We start from the raw sequence: 21,656 nt of genomic DNA, 5'->3' as shown, positions 1-21,656 counted from the left end.
CCGTCCATGAAAGCGCGCCCCGACCTTGGCCGCGAAAGCGCCCTGGGCGGCGTCGTCTGCGGTATCGACGAGGCCGGGCGCGGCCCCTGGGCGGGACCGGTGATGGCCGCCGCCGTGGTCCTGACGCCGGCCGCCGCCGCCCACCCCGGGCTGGCCGGCCTGGATGATTCCAAGCGCCTGTCGGAAGCCCGCCGCACCGCCCTGGCCGACACCCTGACCACCCTTGACGGCATCTTCCTGGGCCTGGGGCAGGCCAGCGTCGCGGAGATCGACCGCCTCAACATCCTGGCCGCCACCCACCTCGCCATGGCCCGCGCCTACGAGACCCTCTGTGCGGCCCTGGGCAACTCCCTGGGCGCCCCCTGCGCCCACGCCCTGATCGACGGCAACCGCCCGCCCGCCCTGCCCGCCCCGGTCCAGGTCCACCCCCTGGTCGGCGGCGACGGCAAAAGCCTCTCCATCGCCGCCGCCTCGATCCTCGCCAAGGTGACCCGCGACCGCCTGATGGTCGATCTCGACGCCACCCACCCCGGCTACGGCTTCGCCCGCCACAAGGGCTACGGCACCGCCGTCCATCAGGCCGCCCTGGCCCGCCTCGGCCCCTGCCCGGCCCATCGGCGCAGCTTCAAACCGGTGCGCGACCTGTTGCAGATGGGTGACACCCCCACCATCCCTTGAGTCCCCGCGACCAACGGGACTCCATATCCTGTGGTTCATGCCCAACCTCAGGCGACTCCGGCCAACATACTGATATGGCTTGATTCTTGACGCCGAGTCGGGCCTGCGTCATACCGGTCGGCAACGGGCCGATCCGGGATCGTCCCCATGGCTTCCACCACTCCAGGGACACCCCATGAGCCCGCTTGAAACCGACCGCGTGATCCTCGGCGACTGCGTCGAGGCGATGAATGCCCTGCCCGCGAACTCGGTGGACGTCATCTTCGCCGACCCGCCCTACAACCTGTGCCTGGGTGGCGAGTTGCACCGCCCCGACAACAGCCGGGTCGACGGCGTCGACGACGCCTGGGACCGCTTCGACGACCGCGCCGCCTACGACCGCTTCACCCACGCCTGGCTGACCGCCGCCCGTCGCGTGCTGAAGGACACCGGCACCATCTGGGTGATCGGCAGCTACCACAACATCTATCGGGTGGGCTCGGCGCTTCAGGACCTCGACTTCTGGCTCCTGAACGACATCGTCTGGCGCAAGTCCAACCCGATGCCCAACTTCCGCGGCACCCGCTTCACCAACGCCCACGAAACCCTGCTTTGGTGCAGCAAGGCCAAGGACGCCCGCTACACCTTCAACTACGACGCCATGAAGGCCCTGAACGACGGCACCCAGATGCGCAGCGACTGGACCCTGCCCCTGTGCACCGGCCAGGAACGCCTGAAAACCGAAGGCGGCGACAAGCTGCACCCGACCCAGAAACCGGCCGGGCTGCTGTACCGCGTCATCCTCGCCTCATCCCAGCCCGGCGACGTCATCCTCGACCCCTTCTTCGGCACCGGCACCACCGGCGCCGTGGCCAAGGCCCTGGGCCGCCACTGGCTGGGCATCGAACAGGACCAGGACTACGCCAAGGCCGCCACCGCCCGCATCGCCCGCATCGAGGCCGGCACCGATCCCGCCCTGCTGCACAACCCCGGGCGCAAGGCCGAACCGCGCATCCCCTTCGGCAGCCTGCTCGAACGCGGCCTGCTCAAACCCGGCACCGTGCTGTTCGACGCCCAGCGCCGCCACACCGCCCGGGTGCGCGCCGACGGCAGCCTGATCGCCGCCGACGTCAAGGGCTCGATCCATCAGGTCGGCGCCACCCTGCAAGGGGCGCCGAGCTGCAACGGCTGGACCTTCTGGCACTTCGAGCTGAAAGGCGCCCCGGTGCCGCTCGACGTGCTGCGCCAGAAGGTGCGCGCCGAACTGGCCGAGCGCATGAACTGATGGATTTCGACCTCCATCCCCGGCTGACCGCCGATACCGTCCTGGTCACCGACTGGCCGCTGTGTCAGGTGCGGCTGATGAACGACCGCACCTACCCGTGGCTGGTCCTGATCCCCCGGCTGGCCGAGATCCGCGAGCTGTGGGACCTCTCGGCCCACGACCGCGGCCGCCTGATGGAGGAAACCAGCCACGCCGCCCAATGCCTGCGCGACCTCACCCAGGCCGACAAGATGAACGTCGCCAGCCTGGGCAACCAGGTGCCCCAACTGCACGTCCACGTCATCGCCCGCTTCACCAACGATCCCGCCTGGCCCAACCCGGTCTGGGGCGCCCGGCCCAGCGAAGCCTACGATCACCCCACCCTGGCCCACACCCTGACCAACCTGCGCGAAACCCTGAAACGCCCCCCACGCAACCTCCAGGTCGTCAGCCAACCCGTCTGACAGGGCACCAGCCGGCGCGGCGTGATCAACGCAAAGGGGGCGCCGCCCCCTTGGAACCCCCGCCGGGGGGACCAGGGGCCCCCCCGGACCCCCGCCGTGACTTAAAACCCCACCGAGGGGGGCAAGCCCCCCTCGGTGGGGTTTTGATTCATGGTGGGGTCTGGGGAGGCCCCCGGCCTCCCCAGCGGGGTTCAAAGGGGCAGCGCCCCTTTGCGTGGATCGCGCGGCGCCGGTTGGTGCCATGTCCGGCGGGCAGTGCTTGACGGCGGGGTGGCGGTCGTTTAAACAGCCGTTCTTCTGGTGATGGCGGGTATAGCTCAGTCGGTTAGAGCGCCTGGTTGTGGTCCAGGAGGTCGTCGGTTCGAATCCGTCTACTCGCCCCATCCCCAGACAAAAAACCCCCGGACGTGATGTCCGGGGGTTTTTTGTGTGCTCTCAGCCCCGTTCCTTGGGCATGGGGGCGGGCGAGGCGTCCTTGTCCAGGGTTTCCTGGACCGTCTCGTTGGCCGCCCGGGGTGGGCCCTTGCGCATCCGGGCGCGGTCGGCGTCGGGGCGGTTGAAGCGGTCGGGCTGGGGCTTGTCGCCGGCCGGGGCATCATCGGCCCGCTTGCGCTTGACCTGCCGGGGGTCGGCGGTGATGGGGCGATAGATTTCCACCCGGTCGCCATCGTTCACGGTGTCGGTCAGGTTGGCCAGACGGCCGAAGATGCCAACCTTCTGGGTGGCCAGATCGATGTCGCGGAACTGCTTGAGCACGCCCGAGGTTTCGATGGCCTGCTTGATGGTGGTCCCGGCCGGCACGGTGACTTCCAGCCACACCTGACGGGCGGCGGTGGCGTAGGCGACCCCGATCTTCAGCGGAGCCGGCGCGTCGGCGGTGGCGGTGTCGCTCATGGGGCGCGTCCTTGAATTCGGGGGTGGTGTCGATCTCAGGCCGGGGCCGCCTGGGGGTCATCCTCGTCCTCTTCCGGGGCCAGCAGGTCTGGCTTGTGGCCCAGCCAGCCGTCGAGCAGCCGCTTGCCGGCCAGGATGAAACCGAGCGCGATGAAGCCGCCCGGCGGCAGGATGAACAGAAGGAAGCCCCGGTAATCGGGGATCAGGGTGGTTTCCAGGAACGAGAAGCTCTCGCCCAGCAGCAGCGAGGCATTGGCGAACAGGGTGCCCGAGCCGATGATCTCGCGCACCCCGCCCAGCACCACCAGGGCGAAGGTGAAGCCGATGCCCATCATCAGCCCGTCGACCACCGAGGGGCCGACCCGTTCCTTGGAGGCGAAGGCCTCGGCCCGGCCCAGGATGGCGCAGTTGGTGACGATCAGCGGGATGAATAGGCCGAGGATCTTGTACAGCTCGTGCATCCAGGCGTTCATCGCCATGTCGACCAGGGTGACCAGGGCGGCGATGACCAGGATGAAGGCGGGGATGCGCACCTGTTCGGTGATCACCCCGCGCAGCAGGCTGATGGCCAGCCCCGAGGCGACCATGACCACGGTGCTGGCCAGTCCCATGCCCAGGCCGTTGGTCGCCGTGCCGGTGACCGCCAGCAGCGGGCACAGGGCCAGCATCTGGCCGAAGACGACGTTGTTGTCCCACAGGCCGTCGCGGGTGATGGTGCGATAGCTGGACATGGCGGCGTTAGCTTTCCTGGTTTTCGGGATCGGGCGCGGCGTCGGGGATGGTCAGAAGCTCGTCGCGCCGGGCGTGGAAGAAGTCGAGCCCGCCCTTCACCGCCTGGACCACGGCGCGCGGGGTGATGGTGGCGCCGCTGAACTGGTCGAACACGCCGCCGTCCTTTTTCACCTTCCAGCGACCTTCGGGCAGGGTGTCGAAGCTCTGGCCGGCGAAGGAGTCGATCCAGTCGTCCTTGGCCCGTTCGATCTTGTCGCCCAGGCCCGGGGTTTCGGCGTGGGCCAGCACCCGGGCGCCGAGCACGGTGCCGCTCTCGTCGACCCCCATCAGCACCTCGACCGGCCCGGCGTAGCCCTGGCCGACCACCATGTAGGCCACGGCGACCACGCGCTCGGCGCGGATGGCCTGATAGACGGTGCGGGTGTCGCCGTCCCCGGTGGTCACGCTCAGGGTGTCGGCGAGCAGGTTGTTGTCGTGCGATTCGGGGGGGATCACCTGGCTCAGCGAGGCGACCAGATCCTCGGCCTTGCGGGCCTTGATGTCCTCGCGGGTGGCCTCGTCGCCGCCGGCCAGCAGGACCGCCGCCAGACAGGCGAACAGACCGAGCAGGACAGCCTGGAACCAGGGGGCGCTGCGGTAGGGGGCGCTCATTGGCCGGCCTCCCGGTCGGCCGGCTGATAGGTCAGCGGCGCCCCCTTGGCGGTGCGCCCGAAGACGCGCGGCCGGACGTAGTGGTCGATCAGCGGGGTCAGGGCGTTCATCAAGAGGATGGCGAAGGCCACCCCTTCCGGATAGTTGGCCCAGGTGCGGATGACGTAGACCAGCAGTCCGCACCCGGCCCCGAAGATGATCTGCCCCCGGCGGGTGATCGGCGAGGTGACCAGATCGGTGGCGATGAAGAAGGCGCCCAGCATGGCGCTGCCGGCCAACAGGTGGAACAGCGGGTCGGCGTAGCGGCTGGGGTCGATCAGGTGGAAGACGCCGGCCAGGGCGCCCAGGGTGCCCAGCATGGCCAGCGGAATGTGCCAGCTGATGACCCGCATGAAGATCAGGAACAGGCCGCCAAGCAGGATCAAAAGGGCCGCCGTCTCGCCCATCGCCCCGGGCACCGTGCCCACCGCCAGGGCCCACGGGTCATAAAGGCCGGAGAGGCTTTCGGTCAGCGGCACGCCCCGGCTCAACTCGGTCTTGGCGTGGCTGAGCAGCGAGGCGCTGGACAGGGCATCGAGGTTGGCGCCGCCGCCGAAGGTGATGGCCAAACCGTCGAGGAAGCCGGGAGCGTCGGGGTCGGTGAGGCGCATCGGGCCGGCGTTGCGGGTCATCTCCAGCGGGAAGGAGATGAGCAGCACGACGCGCGCCACCATGGCCGGGTTGAACAGGTTCTGCCCCACCCCGCCGAAGACGTGCTTGCCGATGGCCATCGCCACCACGCCGCCGACCACCCCGGTCCACCAGGGGGCGACCGGAGGCAGGCTGAGGGCCAACAGCCAGCCGGTGAGCAGGGCCGAGCCGTCGGTCAGGAAGGGCAGGATGGGCCGCCGGGCGAGGGCCAGACAGGCCGCCTCGGCGAGCAGGGTGCTGAGCAGGGTGACGGTCAGCAGGTTGATGGCCGGCCAGCCGAACAGCCACAGCTCGTAAAGGGTGACCGGCAGCAGGGCGGCGGCGACCAGCAGCATGATGCGCCGCACGCTGGCCTCCTGGTGGGCGTGCGGGGCGGCCGACAAAGGCTGGGAACTCATTGGGCGGCGGCCTCCCGCGGGGGCTCGACGGCGGTATCCTGGTTGGCCGCGTCCTGGTTGGCCGCCGGCTGGTTGGGGGGCGGCTCGGGCGCCGGTTTGTCCGGCGCCGCCTTGGCCGCCGGAGCCTGGGCGGCCGGAGCCTTGGCGCCCGGCTTGGGCTGCCCCTCGGCCTCGGCCTTCTCCTCGGCCGCCTTGCGGGCCGCCTGTTCGGCCTTGCGCTTGGCCAGCATGGCCTTCTTCTCGGCGGCCAGCCGCTCCATGCGCTCGGTGCGCTTCTCGGCCAGCCGGCGGGTCACCTCCTGCTGGCGCTTCTCGAAGGCCTGGGCCTTCAGGCGCCCCTTGCCGTAGTTGAAGTACTGGACCAGCGGGATGTGCGACGGGCAGACATAGCTGCACGAGCCGCACGACAGGCAGTCGTTGAGGCCGATCTTGGCCGCCGCGTCGAGGTTCTCGGCCCGCACCCGGGTCATCATCTCGGTCGGCACCAGGCCGCACGGGCAGACCTCGACGCACTGGCCGCAGCGGATGCAGGGCATGGGCTGGCGCTTGCGGGTCTCGGCCCGGGTCAGGGCGAGCACGCCGGAGGCCCCCTTGACCACCGGCACCTCGGTCGACGGCGCCGGGATGCCCATCATCGGGCCGCCGATGAGCAGCTTGTCGGCCGGCGCGGAAAGGCCGCCGCAGGCATCGAGCAGCTCGTTGACCGGGGTGCCAATCATCACTTCCAGATTGCGCGGCTCGCGCACCGCGCCGCCGGACACCGTGACGACCCGCGAGATCAGCGGCCGGGCCTCGCGGATGGCCTGATCGATGGCGTGCGCCGTGGCCACGTTGTGGACCACGCAGCCGACGTCGGCGGGCAGCCGGCCGGCCGGGGTCTCGCGCCCGGTGACGGCGAGGATCAGGTGCTTTTCCGAGCCCATGGGGTAGCGCGTCGGCACGCGGACCACGCGCAGGCCCGAGTCGCCCAGCTCGCCGATGCGCCGGGTCATCTCGGCCAGGGCCTTGGGCTTGTTGCTTTCGATGGCGATCAGGGCGCGCCCGACGCCAAGCGCCTTCTTCAGCGCCCGGATGCCGGAGAGCACCGAGTCGGTGCGCTCGCGCATCAGCCGGTCGTCGCAGGTCAGGTAGGGCTCGCACTCGGCGCCGTTGATGATCAGCGTGTCGAGCCGGTGCGAATTGCGCAGGTTGAGCTTGGCGGCCGAGGGGAAGACCGCCCCGCCCATGCCGACGATGCCGGCCCAGGCCACCCGCTGGGCGATCTCGTCGGGGCTCAGGCTGTCCACCTCGGCCGGTTCGGGGCGGCCCTGTTCGGGGCCGGCCCACTGGTCCAGGCCATCGGGGCGAAGGGCGATGGTGCGCACCGGCAGGCCCGAGGGATGGGGCGCCGTCTGGCGGCTGATGCCCAGCACCAGCCCCGAGGTGGGGGCGTGCACGGGGGCCGAGACCGGGCCATCGGCGGCGGCCAGCAACTGACCTTTCAGCACCGTCTGGCCGCGTTCGACCACCGGCTCGGCGGGGACGCCGATGTGTTGCAGCAACGGAATCTGCAACAGGGCCGGAATCGGCAACGGCTCGATGGCGCGCTCGGCGCTCAGGTCCTTGCGCTCGTCCGGGTGAACCCCGCCACGCACCTTGAACAGTTTCATCACGCTCATTTCACTACCTCACCACCCGATCTCGACGGGGTTCAGGCGGCCCGCCCGGCCTCGGGGCCTTCCGCGTTGGCGGCGGCCGGCGGCCGGCCGGGGACGATTTCGGGCTTGGGCCAGTACCAGTTGCGCAGGTCCGGGGTGACCGGAACCATATGGATGCACTCGGTGGGACAGATGTTCATGCACAATTCGCAGCCGGTGCAGACATCGCTGATCACCTGGTGGAGTTGCTTGGGCGCCCCGATCAGGGCATCCACCGGGCAGCGCTGGAAGCAGCGCGTGCAGCCGATGCACAGGTCCTCGTTGATGAAGGCGATGCGCGGCTCCTTGTCGGCCATCGCCGACAGGTCGGCCTCGACCCCGAGCAGCTCGGCCAACTGCTTGGCCACCGCCCGGCCGCCCGGCGGGCACAGGGTGACCGGGGCCTCGCCATCGACCAGGGCGCGCGCCCCGGCCGGACAGCCGGGCAGGCCGCACTGGCCACAGTTGGTGCCAGGCAGGATCGCCTCGACCTGCGCCAGCAGCGGATTCTCCTCCACCTTCAGGCGCCGCGCCGCGATGCCGAGAAGAGCGCCCAGGATGACCCCGAGAGCGGTCAGACTGACGATTGCCGCCACCATCGTTCAACTGGCCTCCCTGGCCCACTGTCACAACGAAATCCAACGCGAAACCGAAAAACCACCCACCTCGCCCGGACGGCGACCCTGCAAGGCGCCGGCCACCCACGATGAGTCACCGTGGATCACCGTGGCTCACCGTCACCGTCGCCAACGACGGCTCCGCGGCGCCTCTAGGCCGGGGCCAACCCGGCGAATCCCATGAAGGCCAGCGACAGAAGGCCGGCCACCACAAAGCCGACGGGCGCCCCGGCAAAGGCCTCGGGCACCTCGCTGACGGCAAGGCGCTCGCGCAGCCCGGCCATCATCACCATGACCAGGGTGAAGCCGAGCGCCGCGCCCAGACCGAACAGCACGCTTTGCAGGAAATCGTGCCCCTCCTGAAGGTTCAGCAGGGCCACCCCGAGCACCGCGCAGTTGGTGGTGATCAGGGGCAGGAAGATGCCCAGCACCTGATAGAGCGCCGGCGACATCTTGCGCACCGCCATCTCGGTGAACTGGACCACCGCCGCGATGACCAGGATGAAGGTCAGGATGCGCAGGAAGCCGAGGCCGAGCGGCGCCAGCACGTAGGCCTCGAGCAGCCAGCTCAGGGCCGCCGACAGGGTCAGCACGAAGGTGGTCGCAAAGCCCATCCCCAGCGCCGAGTCCAGCTTGTTGGACACCCCCATGAACGGGCACAGACCAAGGAACTTGACCAGCACCACGTTGTTGACCAGGGCGGTCCCCAGAATGATCAGGGCATACTCGCTCATACCGTCGGTTCGATCCCTTGAAACCAGATCCATCACGGACCGGCGGCGCCCGGTTCGACGCCACACCAACCCCGCGACCGCCCGAAGCAGCCCGGCAAACCGTTCTATGGGGTCCATGAAACGGCCTTTTCCGGGTACTCCCCTCAACGCACGGACCCGCCGCCCGCCCCCGCCGTTCTGCCGCGCGGTGGGGGGCGATCTTCCTCCCTGGTGTCAGCCATTATGACGGTTTCTTGTGCGCCGCACAACGCGGGCGTTACGCCTGTGCGACGCAACACCGGCGCGCGGGGGCGCCGGGCGGCCCATAAGTTCCACAGCTTGGCCCCAAGGTCAAAGCTTTGTTGCCCTTTGCCCTACCCCCGCGCAACAAAATGAGGACCATGGCCGACCGGCCACACTTCGCCTGGGCAGCATTTCGGTTTTTGCATATGCTCGTGTTGCATACGCTGCCCGACGGAGCGCGCGCCGCCCCGTTTCCCCCAGCCGGGAGTCCCGCCAATGCCCCGCCGCCTGCTGCCCTGCCTGCTCGCCGCCGCCTGCTTGGCGCTGGCCACCGCCCCCCGGCCCGCCAGCGCCGAGGGCTCCGCGCCGGACCGCCTGCGGGCGATCGAGGCGCGGGGCAGTGTGCGGGTCTGCATCTGGCCCGACTACTACTCGATCACCTACCGCAACCCGCGCACCGGCCAGCTGGAAGGCATCGACATCGACATGGCCCGCGCCCTGGCCGACGACCTCGGGGTCGCGGTCGACTTCGTCGACAGCTCGTTCGCCGAACTCGTCGCCAACCTGACCGGCGACCTCTGCGATGTCGCCATGCACGCCGTCGGGGTGCGGGCCGACCGCGCCCGCCACATGGACTTCACGGCGCCGCATCTGGTCAGCGGCATGTACGCGGTGGCCGACCGCCGCCACCCGACCATCACCGACTGGGCCGACATCGACCAACCCGGCCATGTGGTGGTGGTGATGAAAGGCACCTACATGGAGCCGGAGATGCGCGGCCGCCTGAAACAGGCCGAACTGATGGTGGTCGACGACTTCAAGGCCCGCGAACAGGAAGTGCAAAGCGGCCGGGCCGACGTCTTCATGACCGATTTCCCCTATGGCAAGCGGATGGCCGACCTGACCGACTGGGCGCGCCTGATCGCCCCGCCGCAGCCGGTCGCCCCGACCCCTTATGCCTACGCCGTGCCCAAGGACGAGCCGGCCTGGCTGGCCCGGGTCGATGCCTTCGTGCGTCAGGTCAAGGCCGACGGCCGCCTCGCCGCCGCCGGCGAGAAGCATGGCCTGACCCCGATCCTGGCCCCCTGAGCCCACCCCGGCGGCCACCCGGGGGCGGAGCGACTCCGCGGCGGCCGGACGCCGACTCGGAGCGCCCCCGGGGCCGCCCCGGGGGCGCTCCGCCCCCTGGTCCGGAAACAGGGATTTCCCTCGGTCGGGGAAGCGGTTTGCGGTAGTCTTCATTGAACATGTCCAACCCCATGTCCGATCCTGCCCCTCTGTCGGAGGGGCGCTCTCCTCTCCCCTTCCGTCTGGGCAGGGCAAGCTGGATCATTGCCGGTTTCGGGCTGGCCGTGGCGGCCCTGTTCGCCCTCGCCGTGGGCACCCACTACCAGGCCAACCTGGCGCAACAGACACGGATCGCCCGGGTGGTGGCGGAAATGGCCGAGGCCGGGGTGACCCGGACCATCGAGTCGGCCGAGACCCTGCTCGTCGCCGCCGCCGAGGAAGTGGAGCGGCGACCCGCCGACGGCCCGTCGGCCGAGCTCTCGGTGCGCCTTGCCGCCCTGCTGCGCTTCGCCCCCCACCTGCGGCAGATCGCCATCGCCGACGCCGACGGCGTCATCCTGGCCGACAGCGCCGGCCGTCAGGTCGGCGAAAGACTGGACCTGCACGCCCTCGGCCTGGCCGCCGACGACTCCACCCTGGACGGCGCCAACCGGCGCTTCGACCGGGGCCTGAGGATCGGGCGGCTGAGCGATGGCCGCTATCTGCCGACGCACGGCGGTGCTCCCCCCTCGCCGCGCCAGGTGCTGCCGGTGGCCCTGCCCATCGATCCGCCCGGGCGGCCGTCGCGGCTGATCATCGGCGCCCTCAACCCGGCCCACCTGCGCGACCTTCTGACCGACGCCAACCTGGGCCCCTCGAGCCCGGTCTGTCTGGCTCGCCTGGACGGGCGGCCGATCCTGCACGCCAGCCCGGACAGCGCCCCGGACTGCGGCCCCTTCGACCTCAACCGGCTGATCAAGGAGGGACGGGGCACCGCCCTGCTGCCCCTGCCCGACAGCCACGGCAGCGGACAGGTGGCGGTGCAACTGTCCAGCCGCTACCCGCTGGCCGCCATCGCCGCGGTCAACGAACGCGACGCCCGCGCCGCCTGGTTGACCACCGATGGCACGGTGCTCGGCTTTGCCGCCGCCGCGCTGATCGCCCTGCTCACCGGCGGCGGCCTGCTGCTGCGCGAAACCCTGAGCCGGACCAGCCTGGAAAACCGCCTGCGCACGGTGTCGATCACCCGCTCGGTGTTCGCCAACGCCTCGGACGCCATGGCCATCCTCGACGCCGACGGGCGCATCCAGGCCATCAACCCGGCCTTCACGCGCATCACCGGTCGGCCACCGGATGACGTGGTCGGCCAGCGTCTGGGCGGATTGCCGTGGGCCCATCCTGAAGGCGCGGCCAGCGGCGCCGGCCACGTCGAGGAAGGCCTGTGGCGGCTGCACGACCCGGACACCCGCACCCGCATCGTCGACCTGAAGCGGGGTCGGCTCGACGCCGACACCTCGGTCATCACCCTGACCGACCTGACCGAACGCCTGACCAACGAGCGCCTGCTGGAACAGGCCCTGGAAGAGGCCGAGTTCGCCAACCGGGCGAAAAGCGAGTTCCTGGCCAACGTCAGCCACGAGTTGCGCACCCCGCTCAACTCGATCATCGGCTTTTCCGACCTGATGGCCCGGGGCACCTTCGGTCCGCTGCCGGAAACCTACGCCGAATACGCCGAGCTGGTCCTGAAAAGCGGCCACCACCTGCTGGAAACCATCAACCACATCCTCGATCTGGCCAAGATCGAGGCCGGCAAGTTCGACCTGTATCCGGAAACCGTCTGCCTGATCGACCTGCTCGACGAGGTGGTGTCGATCCTGCGCCTGCAGGCCCAGGACAAGGGCCTGACCCTGACCAACCACGCCGACTGCCGCGGCCCGGTGACCGCCGACGCCCTGCGCATGAAGCAGGTCTTCCTCAACATCATCGGCAACGCCATCAAATACACCGAACGCGGCACCATCACCGTGCGTACCCAGTGCGACCCCAGGACCCACCGCATCATCGTCACCGACACCGGGCTGGGCATGACCCCCGAGCAGATCACCCTGGCCCTCGAACCCTTCGAGCGGGTGCACGGCGACAGCATGACCCGGCGCCAGCAGGGCACCGGCCTCGGCCTGTCGCTGTCGCAGCGCATCATGGCCCTGCACGGCGGCCGCCTGACGGTGGAAAGCCGCCCCGGCGCCGGGACCACGGTCACCCTGGAGCTGCCCGGCCACGCTTCCTGAACCTCCGCGGCGCCTTGGCGGGGGCGGCGAAATCGCCTATTCAGGGGGCCCCCGCGCCGCCCCCGTCAGGCCAGGAGCCCATGCCCGACACCGCCCCCGCAACCGCGCCCGAAACCGCGCCCGAAACGCCGCCGCTGGCCCCGCCGGTGGCCCGCGACCTGTGCACCGACTGTGGCCTGTCGCGCACCGCCGAGCCGCGCCGCTGCGGCCGCGCCTGCCAGTTCATGGCCCCCGACTACCCGGCTCTGGAGGCCCGCGTCCACGGCCGGGCGCGCGACCCCGGGCGCGGCGACGAGCGCTTTTTCGGCCCCTACCGGGCGATGCACCGGGCCCGCCTGGAGCCGCCCCGTCCGGGCGCCCAGTGGAGCGGCCTGACCACCCGCCTGGGCCAGCGGCTGCTCGAGTCGGGGCGGGTCGAGGCGGTGCTCGCCACCGCCCCCGACCCGGCCGACCCATGGCGCCCGCGCCCGGTGCTGATCACCGAGCCGGCGCAGCTGGCCGGCTGCCGGGGGATGCGCATGGGGGTGGCGCCGCTGCTCGCCCTGCTCGAGACGGCGCGCCAGCGGGGCATCCGCCGGCTGGGGGTGATCGGCATTCCCTGCCAGATCTACCCCCTGCGCGCCCTCGAGGCCGAGCTCGGCTTCGACGAGATCACGGTGATCGGCATCCCCTGCTCGGACAACACCTCGACCGAGAACTTCCACCACTTCCTGGGCCTGCTGACCGACGCCCCGGAGCGCGTGACCTACCTTGAGTTCATGCCCGACTACCATGTGGAGCTGCGCTTTTCCGACCGTGCGACGCGGCGCATCCCCTTCCTCAAGCTGCCCCTGTCGAAGCTGCCGGCCGACTTCTTCCCGCTCACCTGCAAGACCTGTGTGGACTATGTGAACGTGCTGGCCGACCTCACCGTGGGCTACATGGCCGGCCAGGGCGAGCAGTGGCTGATCGTGCGCAACGAGAAGGGGGCCGGGCTGCTCGAGTTGCTGGGCGACGAGGTGGTGCTCTCCGAGCTGGGCGACGCCGGCAAGCGCACCGGCTCGGTCAAGGGCTTCCTGGCCAACACCGAACGCGCCGCCGGCGGCCTGCCGACCCGCGCCATGCCCGACTGGGCGCGCCCCATCGTCGCCTGGCTGATGCCGCGCACCGGGCCGCGCGGCCTGGAACTGGCCCGCGCCCGGCTGGAGATGAAGGCGCTGGAGACCATCGTCCACCTGCGCCACGCCCACCCCAAACGGCTCCAGCGCATGGTCCCCGAGCACGTCTGGCGCCTGGCCGAGCCCTATGGCCTGACCCCGACGCCCGACGAACGGGGCGGCGGAGAACGGCTCTCCGACGGGACTTGACGCCTCCCGGGGGCGGGTATATAAGGCGTCCCTCCGGCCAGGGGGCAGTCTGTCTTCGGCCGGGTTTGTTTTTTCGACCCCGTGGGTTCCTCACCCAGCAGATTGTTGAGAGATCAGTCGGACATGGCCAATCACAAGTCGGCGAAAACCCGGATCCGTCGCAACGAGCGTCGTCGGGTGATCAACCACGCCCGGATGATGCGCATTCGGTCGTTCATCAAGCGGGTGCACGGGGCCATCGCCTCGGGGGACCCGGCGGCCGCCCTGACGGCCTTCCGCGAGGCCGAGACCGAGATCATGCGCGGCGCCAACAAGGGCGTGCTGCACAAGAACACCGCCTCGCGCACGGTGTCGCGCCTCAGCGCGCGGGTGCGCGATCTGGCCGGCGCCCAGTAAGCCCGCCGAGCGTCGACGATCCATCCGCCGGCGGGCCCCCTGAAGGGCCTTTCCGCCGGCTGATCGGGCTGCACGCCGCGCCAACGCCGCCCTCTCCGGGGGCGGCGTTTTTGTTTGCCGGATCGGCTTGGTGGATTGGTTTGGCGGATTGGCTTGACGGACTGGCTTGACGACGAGTCGACAGGCCGCCACCGGCACGGCGCGACAGGGGGGCGGCACCAAGGCGACTGCCACCCGCGATGCACCACCCGGGCGTGTTTTGCGCCATTCACGCTTGGCATGAAGGCGGCCCGGAAAAGCGTTTGAGCCGGCACGCTTTCCTTTGAGTCAAGGGGACGGACGGCGAAATTTTTTCGCTGCCCCGTCTTTGTTCTCGTGGACAAGGCGCCGACCCGTTGGCTAGCCTTCGAGGCGTCGATGGCGTTGGGAGGCGTCTCGACCCCCGTCATTTTGTGATTGCCATCCAATCCCGCAGGGAAAGGCTCATCTCCGCCATATATTGGTGGAGCGCTTTACTTTGCGGCGGCAAATAAAATTTGTGTTATATTGGCAACTGTCGCACCAGCACTTTCCGAAGCCGATCATTTGATCTTGCCGACCGCCCACCCGGCCGGTATACACTTGTCTTCCGGGCGCCGGGAGCGCACCCTCCCGCCCCCTCCCAAAGATCGCCGATACCGGCCGGCGCGCCATGGCGTGATCCGGCCCCACCCGGCCACCGCCGCACCGTGCCCCTGGGGCCGGGCACGGCACATCGACCACACTTTTTGGCTGCAATGACAACGGATCAGGAGATCATGGCAGAGGCTGGCGAGAGCACGGGCAGAGCCATCCACAGGGCCGACGACGCCCCGGGGGCGCGCGGCGAGGCCGCGTCCCTCGCCCCGCTGGACAGCGCCGCCCAACCGTCCGCCGCCGGACAGCCGAATTGGGAGCGGGTTCGCGCCCGCCTGCGCCAGGAAGTGGGCGACGCCGTCTTTGCCACCTGGCTCAACCCGCTGCGCCTCAACCGCCTGGAGGCCGACGAGGTGCGTCTGGCCGTGCCCACCCGCTTCATGCGCGACTGGGTCGCCACCCACTACGGCGAGCGGCTGCGCACCCTGTGGCAGGGCGAGGTGCCCTCGCTGCGCAGCATCGGCTTTGACGTGACCAGCGGCGACGCGCCGCCGGCTCCCCCGACACACCGCAACGGCGCCACCGCCGCTCCGCCGGCGGCCGCCCTGGCCAGGGCGACGCCGGCCCAGCCGGCGGCCCCGCTGCCGGCCGAGGACGACCTGTCGGCCGGCCTCGACGTGACCTACACCTTCGACAATTTCGTGGTCGGCAAGCCCAACGAGTTCGCCCACGCCGCCGCCCTGCGGGTGGCCGATTCGGGGGTCGTCTCGTTCAACCCGCTGTTCCTCTATGGCGGTGTCGGCCTGGGCAAGACGCACCTGATGCACGCCGTCGCCTGGCGCATCCGCGAGCGCTTCCCGGAGCGCCGGGTGGCCTATCTGTCGGCCGAGAAGTTCATGTACAGCTTCGTGCGGGCGCTGCGCTACAAGGACACCATCAACTTCAAGGAGCAGTTCCGCTCGGTCGACGTGCTGATGATCGACGACGTCCAGTTCATCAGCGGCAAGGACTCGACCCAGGAGGAATTCTTCCACACCTTCAACGCCCTGGTCGACCAGGGGCGGCAGATCATCATCTCCGCCGACAAGTCGCCCAACCAGCTCGAGGACATCGGCGAGCGGCTGCGCTCGCGTCTGGCCAGCGGGCTGGTGGCCGACATCCACCCCACCACCTACGAGCTGCGTTTGGGCATTCTGCAGTCCAAGGCCGACCAGTTGGGGGCCCGCGTGCCGCCCAAGGTGATGGAGTTCCTGGCCCACAAGATGAACACCAACGGCCGGGAGCTGGAAGGCGCGCTGACCCGCCTGTGGGCCCATGCCCAGTTGATCGGCCGGCCGCTCAACCTGGAAACCGCGCAGGACGTGCTGGGCGACCTGCTGCGCGCCTACGACCGCCGGGTGACCATCGAGGAAATCCAGAAGAAGGTCGCCGAGTATCACCAGATCAAGGTGGCCGACATGTCCTCGGCGCGGCGCGCCCGGGCCATCGCCCGGCCCCGTCAGGTGGCCATGTACCTGGCCAAGCAGCTGACCAGCCGCTCGCTGCCGGAGATCGGCCGCAAGTTCGGCGGCCGCGACCACACCACGGTGATGCACGCCGTGAAGACCATCGAGAACCTGATCCAGACCGACCCCAACTTCGCCGAGGACGTCGACCTGCTGCGCCGCATGCTGGAGACGTGAGCGGCCGCGCCAAGGGGGCGCTGCCCCCTTGACCCCCGCCGGGGGGACCAGGGGCCCCCCCGGACCCCCGCCGTGACTTAAAACCCCACCGAGGGGGGCAAGCCCCCTCGGTGGGGTTTTGATTCAGGGTGGGGTCTGGGGAGGCCTCCCGGCCTCCCCAGCGGGGTTCAAAGGGGCGGCGCCCCTTTGGTGCCGTCGATCACGCCGCCGGCACGCGGCGGGGGATTTTCCTTGGGTCGGGGGGCTCATCTGCTATACTTTCCAGCCCTTTTCGCGGCGGCCTTGCAGGCCGCCCGTTTCGTCCCTCGCCCTTTTGTTAGCGGACTCCCTCACGGCCATGAAGCTGACCATCGAACGCACCGCGCTGCTCAAGTCCCTGGGTCATGTCCAGAGTGTGGTCGAACGCCGCAACACCCTGGCCATCCTGTCCAACGTGCTGCTGACGGCGGGCCCCGAGGGGCTGTCGCTGAACGCCACCGACATGGACCTGGAGATCGTCGAGACGGCCCCCGCCGAGGTGGTTGGCGAAGGGGCGACCACGGCCCCCGCCCACACCCTTTACGACATCGTCCGCAAGCTGCCCGACGGGGCCCAGGTGGAACTGTCGTTCGAGCCCGAGGACGGTCAGCTCACCCTGCGTTCGGGGCGCTCGCGCTTCGCCCTGGCCGCCCTGCCGGCCGGCGAGTTCCCGGCCATGAGCAGCGGCGCGTACGGCCACACCTTCAGCCTCGCCGCCGGCGAGCTGCGCAGCCTGATCGACCGCACCCGCTTCGCCATCTCGACCGAGGAAACCCGCTACTACCTGAACGGCATCTTCCTGCACGCGGCCGACAACGGCGGGGTGGCGGTGCTGCGCGCCGTGGCCACCGACGGCCACCGGCTGGCCCGGGTGGAAATGCCGCTGCCCGAGGGGGCGGCCGGGATGCCCTCGGTGATCGTGCCGAGGAAGGCGGTGGCCGAGCTGCGCAAGCTGATCGACGAGGCCGACGACGACATCACCGTGTCGCTGTCGGAAAGCCGCATCCGCTTCGCCTTCGGCTCCGCCACCCTGACCAGCAAGCTGATCGACGGCACCTTCCCCGACTATGAGCGGGTCATCCCGACCGACAACGACAAACTGCTCGAGGCCGACTGCAAGCTTCTGCATCAGGCGGTCGACCGGGTCTCGGCGATCAGCAGCGAGAAATCGCGGGCCATCAAGGTGAGCCTGGAAAAGGGCAGCCTGACCCTGTCCGCCTCCAGCCCCGAGGCGGGCAGCGCGGTCGAGGAGATCGAGGCCGGCTACGAGGGCCCGCCGCTGGAGATCGGCTTCAACTCGCGCTACCTGCTGGACATCCTGCAGCAGGTGGACGGCGACGCGGCGCGCTTCGCCATCGCCGACAACGCCTCGCCGACGGTGGTCCAGGACGTCGCCGACCAGACCGCGGTCTATGTCCTGATGCCGATGCGGGTCTGAGCCCGACGGCCCACCGCCCGCCCTTTCCGTTGTTTCTCCCCGCCCCGGCTTGAAGGAGGCCCGTGGTCACGTTCGCCGCGCCCGAGATCGCTCCCGGCAGCCCCGTCGCCGGCCGCCCGGCCCCCGCCGGCGCGGCGGCGTCCGGTTGTGCCGAGGGCGGCGTGGCCCGCCTCGGGCTGACCACCTTCCGCAACTACGCGGCCCTCATCCTGCCCCTCGACGCGGCCCGCCCGGTGGTCCTGGTGGGCGCCAACGGGGCCGGCAAGACCAACCTGCTGGAGGCCCTGTCCCTGCTCGGCCCGGGGCGCGGCCTGCGCGGCGCCCGGCTGGAGGAGATGGTGCCGGCAAACAGCCCGCCGGGCACCGGCTGGGCGGTGGCGGCGCGGCTGGCCGGGCCGGACGGCCCGCTCGACCTGGGCACCGGCCTGACCCCGCCCGACAGCCGCCGGCAGGTGCGCCTCGATGGCCTGACGGCGCGCGGCCCGGCCGCCCTGGCCAACCACCTCGCCCTGCTCTGGCTGACCCCGGCCATGGACCGCCTGCTGGCCGAGGCCCCGGCCGACCGGCGGCGCTTCGTCGACCGTCTGGCCCTGGGCGCCCGGCCCGACCACGCGGCCAGTCTGGCCGCCTTCGAACAGGCCCACCGGCGGCGCCTGCGGCTGCTGCGCGACGGCCCCGCCGACCCCGCCTGGCTGGACGGCCTGGAAGATGCCATGGCCCGCCACGGGGTGGCCGTCGCCGCCACCCGGCGGGCCACCGTGGGGCGGCTGGCCGGGGTGCTGGCCGAGCGCGCCGACGGCCCCTTCCCGGCTCCCCGGCTGGCCCTGGCCGGGCTGGTCGAGGGCTGGCTGGACACCATGCCGGCGCTGGCCGCCGAGGACGCCTTGCGCGAGCATCTGGCGGCCCACCGCGACCCGGACAGCCCCGGCGACGGCCCGCAGCGCAGCGATCTGGTGGTCCACGACGCGGCCACCGGCCAGCCGGCCCGGCTGTGTTCCACCGGCGAGCAGAAGGCCCTGCTGATCGCCATCGTGCTGGCCCAGGCGCGGCTGCTGAGGCGGCTCAACGGCCGGCCGCCGCTGCTCCTGCTCGACGAGGTGGTGGCCCACCTCGACCCCGGGCGGCGCCGCGCCCTGTTCGACGAGTTGGCCGACCTCGGCGGCCAGCCCTGGCTGAGCGGCACCGACCCCGGGCTGTTCGACGGCCTGGCCGACCGGGCCCAGGTGCTGTCGGTCGGCCAGGGCACCGCCCACCCGCTGACCTGACACCGCGTTTCCTTCGTTTCCTTCGCTTTCCCCCTTCCCGATCCCACGGAATCCGTCCATGACCGCCCATGACCGCCCCGAAACCGATGCCGGAACCGCCGCCCCGGAGGCCGGGAACGGGATCTACGATTCGTCCGCCATCCGCGTCCTCAAGGGGCTGGAGGCGGTGCGCATCCGCCCCGGCATGTACATCGGCGACACCGACGACGGCTCGGGCCTGCACCACATGGTCTACGAGGTGGTGGACAACGCCATCGACGAGGCCCTGGCCGGCCACTGCGACCGCATCCTGGTCTGCCTGAACAGTGACGGCAGCGTCACCGTGCGCGACAACGGGCGCGGCATCCCGGTCGACATCCACCCGGAGGAAGGGGTCTCCGCCGCCCAGGTCATCATGACCCAGCTCCACGCCGGGGGGAAATTCAACCAGAACAGCTACAAGGTCTCGGGCGGCCTGCACGGGGTCGGGGTGTCGGTGGTCAACGCCCTGTCGGCGCGGCTCGAGCTGACCATCTGGCGCGACGGCATCGAATACCGCCAGGGCTACGCCCACGGCGAACCCGACGGCCCGCTGGCCGAGGCCGGCCCGGCCCCCACCGACGAGGTCACCGGCCGGCCGCTGACCGGCACCGAGATCAGCTTCACGGTGTCGGACAAGACCTTCACCATGACCGAGTTCGACTTCCCCACCCTGGAACACCGCCTGCGCGAGCTGGCCTTCCTCAATTCCGGGGTGGCCATCCGCCTGGAGGACAACCGCCACCCCGAACGCCAGGCCATCGATTTGCACTACGAGGGCGGCATCCAGGCCTTCGTGCACTATCTGGACCGCGCCAAGACCGCCCTGCACAGCCCGCCGGTGGTGATCGAGGGCGGGCGCGACGGGATCACCGTGGAAGTGGCCCTGGAGTGGACCGACGCCTTCCACGAAAACACCCTGTGCTTCACCAACAACATCCCACAGCGCGACGGCGGCACCCATCTGGCCGGCCTGCGCGGCGCCCTGACCCGCACCGTGAACGCCTACATCCAGGGCTCCGGCCTGGCCCGGCGCGAGAAGGTGACGTTCCTCGGCGAGGACATGCGCGAAGGGCTGACCTGCGTCCTGTCGGTCAAGGTGCCGGACCCCAAGTTCTCCAGCCAGACCAAGGACAAGCTGGTCTCCAGCGAGGTCCGCCCGGTGGTCGAGCAGGTGGTCGGCGACCGCCTCGGCCAGTGGTTCGAGGAGCACCCCAAGGAAGCCAAGGACATCGTCGGCAAGATCATCAGCGCCGCGGTGGCCCGCGAGGCGGCGCGCAAGGCCCGCGACCTGTCGCGCGAGAAGGGGGGGCTCGATATCACCACCCTGCCCGGCAAGCTGGCCGACTGCCAGAACCGCGACCCGGCCCTGCGCGAGCTGTTCATCGTCGAGGGCGATTCGGCCGGCGGCTCGGCCAAGCAGGGGCGCGACCGCAAGATGCAGGCCATCCTTCCCCTGCGCGGCAAGATCCTCAACGTCGAGCGGGCGCGGCGCGACAAGATGCTCTCCTCGGCCGAGATCGGCACCCTGATCGCCGCCCTGGGCACCGGCATCGGGCCCGAGGAGTTCGACATCGCCAAGATCCGCTACCACAAGATCATCATCATGACCGACGCCGATGTGGACGGCAGCCACATCCGCACCCTGCTGCTCACCTTCTTCTTCCGCCAGATGCCGGAGGTGATCGAGAAGGGCTACCTGTACATCGCCCAGCCGCCGCTCTACCGGGCCAAGCGCGGCAGCTCGGAGGTCTACCTGAAGGACGACCGGGCGATGGAGACCTACCTGCTCGACAACGGCCTGACCGACGCCGTGCTGACCCTGGCCGACGGCCAGACCCTGGCCGGCCCCGACCTGCTGGCCCGCATCGAGGCGGCCCAGGCGGCGCGCGGACGCATCCTTCAGGTCAGCCGGCGGGTGCCCGCCTTCCTGGTCGAGCAGATGGCGGTGGCCGGTGCCTTCGACCCCGAGACCCTGGCCGACCGCACGACCGCCACGACGGTGGCCCAGGCAGTGGCGGGCCGACTCGACGCCCTCTATCCGATCGAGGAGCAGGGCTGGCAGGGCCACGCCCTGGCCGACGGCGGCCTGCTGTTCGAACGCACCCTGCGCGGCGTGCGCGAGACCCACACCGTCGATGCCGCCGCCCTGCATTCGGCCGAGGCGCGCAGCCTCAACGCCATGGCGAAGACCCTGGCCGCCACCTACGCCGAGCCGGCCAGCCTCGCCTTCAAGGATCGTCAGGCGCCGGTGTACGGCCCGATGATGCTGGTCGAGGCGGTGATGGACAACGGCCGCAAGGGCATCTCGGTGCAGCGCTACAAGGGCCTGGGCGAGATGAACCCCGACCAGTTGTGGGAAACCACCCTCGACCCCGAGGCCCGCACCCTGCTTCAGGTGCGCATCAGCCAGGCCGACGAGGCCCAGGACGTGTTCACCACCCTGATGGGCGATCTGGTCGAGCCGCGCCGCGCCTTCATCCAGGACAACGCCCTCAAGGTGGCCAACCTGGATATCTGAGCCACGCCCCCGGGGAGGGGGCC

Annotated in this window: 18 protein-coding genes and 1 tRNA gene; 12 read left to right on the top strand and 7 right to left on the bottom strand. The window is 70.4% G+C overall.

The window, feature by feature from the left end; genetic code table 11:
• Positions 1-6: 6 nt before the first annotated feature.
• The 4 genes from BLR95_RS08185 to BLR95_RS08170 all read left to right on the top strand — a co-directional run bounded on the left by BLR95_RS08185 (position 7) and on the right by BLR95_RS08170 (position 2,768).
• Positions 7-678, top strand: a complete 672-nt coding sequence (locus BLR95_RS08185; protein WP_092618159.1) for a ribonuclease HII — start codon at positions 7-9, stop codon at positions 676-678.
• Positions 679-853: 175 nt separating this feature from the next.
• Positions 854-1,942, top strand: a complete 1,089-nt coding sequence (locus tag BLR95_RS08180; protein ID WP_092618157.1) for a site-specific DNA-methyltransferase — start codon at positions 854-856, stop codon at positions 1,940-1,942.
• Positions 1,942-2,385 carry an HIT domain-containing protein gene (locus BLR95_RS08175; protein ID WP_092618155.1) on the top strand — a complete coding sequence of 148 codons (444 nt, stop codon included), beginning with the start codon at positions 1,942-1,944 and terminating at the stop codon, positions 2,383-2,385. The genes BLR95_RS08180 and BLR95_RS08175 overlap by 1 nt, the downstream gene beginning before the upstream one ends.
• Before the next feature lie 306 nt (positions 2,386-2,691).
• Positions 2,692-2,768, top strand: a tRNA-His gene (locus tag BLR95_RS08170).
• 52 nt (positions 2,769-2,820) lie between these two features.
• Here BLR95_RS08170 and BLR95_RS08165 read toward each other — a convergent pair.
• From BLR95_RS08165 to rsxA, 7 genes are all read right to left on the bottom strand, one after another.
• A complete protein-coding gene (locus BLR95_RS08165; protein ID WP_245689366.1) occupies positions 2,821-3,279 on the bottom strand; it encodes an RnfH family protein in 459 nt (152 codons plus the stop codon).
• A gap of 35 nt (positions 3,280-3,314) precedes the next feature.
• Positions 3,315-4,010 (bottom strand): electron transport complex subunit E, encoded by a 696-nt coding sequence (locus BLR95_RS08160; RefSeq protein ID WP_092618153.1) that lies wholly within the window; start codon positions 4,008-4,010, stop codon positions 3,315-3,317.
• 7 nt (positions 4,011-4,017) lie between these two features.
• Complete coding sequence (rsxG, locus tag BLR95_RS08155) at positions 4,018-4,662, bottom strand: electron transport complex subunit RsxG (protein WP_092618151.1); 645 nt, start codon at positions 4,660-4,662, stop codon at positions 4,018-4,020.
• Positions 4,659-5,750 carry an RnfABCDGE type electron transport complex subunit D gene (locus BLR95_RS08150; protein ID WP_092618149.1) on the bottom strand — a complete coding sequence of 364 codons (1,092 nt, stop codon included), beginning with the start codon at positions 5,748-5,750 and terminating at the stop codon, positions 4,659-4,661. The genes rsxG and BLR95_RS08150 overlap by 4 nt, the downstream gene beginning before the upstream one ends.
• Complete coding sequence (gene rsxC / locus BLR95_RS08145; protein ID WP_245689364.1) at positions 5,747-7,408, bottom strand: electron transport complex subunit RsxC; 1,662 nt, start codon at positions 7,406-7,408, stop codon at positions 5,747-5,749. Before rsxC ends, BLR95_RS08150 begins: the two co-directional genes overlap by 4 nt.
• A gap of 32 nt (positions 7,409-7,440) precedes the next feature.
• Entirely contained in the window at positions 7,441-8,025 is a 585-nt protein-coding gene (gene rsxB / locus BLR95_RS08140; RefSeq protein WP_092618145.1) for an electron transport complex subunit RsxB, read from the bottom strand.
• A 170-nt stretch (positions 8,026-8,195) separates the two neighbouring features.
• Positions 8,196-8,777, bottom strand: a complete 582-nt coding sequence (gene rsxA / locus BLR95_RS08135; RefSeq protein ID WP_092618142.1) for an electron transport complex subunit RsxA — start codon at positions 8,775-8,777, stop codon at positions 8,196-8,198.
• Between the two features lie 498 nt (positions 8,778-9,275).
• Between rsxA and BLR95_RS08130 the strand changes: the two genes are divergently transcribed.
• From BLR95_RS08130 to gyrB, 8 genes are all read left to right on the top strand, one after another.
• On the top strand, positions 9,276-10,088 hold the full coding sequence (locus tag BLR95_RS08130) for a substrate-binding periplasmic protein (protein WP_092618139.1): 813 nt from the start codon (positions 9,276-9,278) through the stop codon (positions 10,086-10,088).
• 170 nt (positions 10,089-10,258) lie between these two features.
• On the top strand, positions 10,259-12,334 hold the full coding sequence (locus BLR95_RS08125; protein WP_143130963.1) for a sensor histidine kinase: 2,076 nt from the start codon (positions 10,259-10,261) through the stop codon (positions 12,332-12,334).
• An 80-nt stretch (positions 12,335-12,414) separates the two neighbouring features.
• Positions 12,415-13,680 carry a Coenzyme F420 hydrogenase/dehydrogenase, beta subunit C-terminal domain gene (locus BLR95_RS08120; protein ID WP_092618133.1) on the top strand — a complete coding sequence of 422 codons (1,266 nt, stop codon included), beginning with the start codon at positions 12,415-12,417 and terminating at the stop codon, positions 13,678-13,680.
• Positions 13,681-13,803: 123 nt separating this feature from the next.
• Positions 13,804-14,076 carry a 30S ribosomal protein S20 gene (gene rpsT, locus BLR95_RS08115; RefSeq protein WP_092618131.1) on the top strand — a complete coding sequence of 91 codons (273 nt, stop codon included), beginning with the start codon at positions 13,804-13,806 and terminating at the stop codon, positions 14,074-14,076.
• Between the two features lie 797 nt (positions 14,077-14,873).
• Complete coding sequence (gene dnaA, locus BLR95_RS08110) at positions 14,874-16,373, top strand: chromosomal replication initiator protein DnaA (RefSeq protein WP_092618128.1); 1,500 nt, start codon at positions 14,874-14,876, stop codon at positions 16,371-16,373.
• Between the two features lie 337 nt (positions 16,374-16,710).
• Positions 16,711-17,829, top strand: coding sequence for a DNA polymerase III subunit beta (gene dnaN, locus BLR95_RS08105; RefSeq protein ID WP_092618125.1), 1,119 nt, complete (start codon positions 16,711-16,713; stop codon positions 17,827-17,829).
• A 62-nt stretch (positions 17,830-17,891) separates the two neighbouring features.
• The gene (recF, locus tag BLR95_RS08100) at positions 17,892-19,094 is read left to right on the top strand and encodes a DNA replication/repair protein RecF (RefSeq protein ID WP_245689363.1); all 1,203 of its coding nucleotides are present in this window, start codon (positions 17,892-17,894) and stop codon (positions 19,092-19,094) included.
• 58 nt (positions 19,095-19,152) lie between these two features.
• On the top strand, positions 19,153-21,633 hold the full coding sequence (gene gyrB / locus BLR95_RS08095) for a DNA topoisomerase (ATP-hydrolyzing) subunit B (protein WP_092618122.1): 2,481 nt from the start codon (positions 19,153-19,155) through the stop codon (positions 21,631-21,633).
• The last annotated feature ends 23 nt before the right edge of the window (positions 21,634-21,656 follow it).

Source organism: Roseospirillum parvum (assembly GCF_900100455.1).
Taxonomy (GTDB): domain Bacteria; phylum Pseudomonadota; class Alphaproteobacteria; order Rhodospirillales; family Rhodospirillaceae; genus Roseospirillum; species Roseospirillum parvum.
This window is presented reverse-complemented; position numbering and strand designations above follow the sequence as displayed.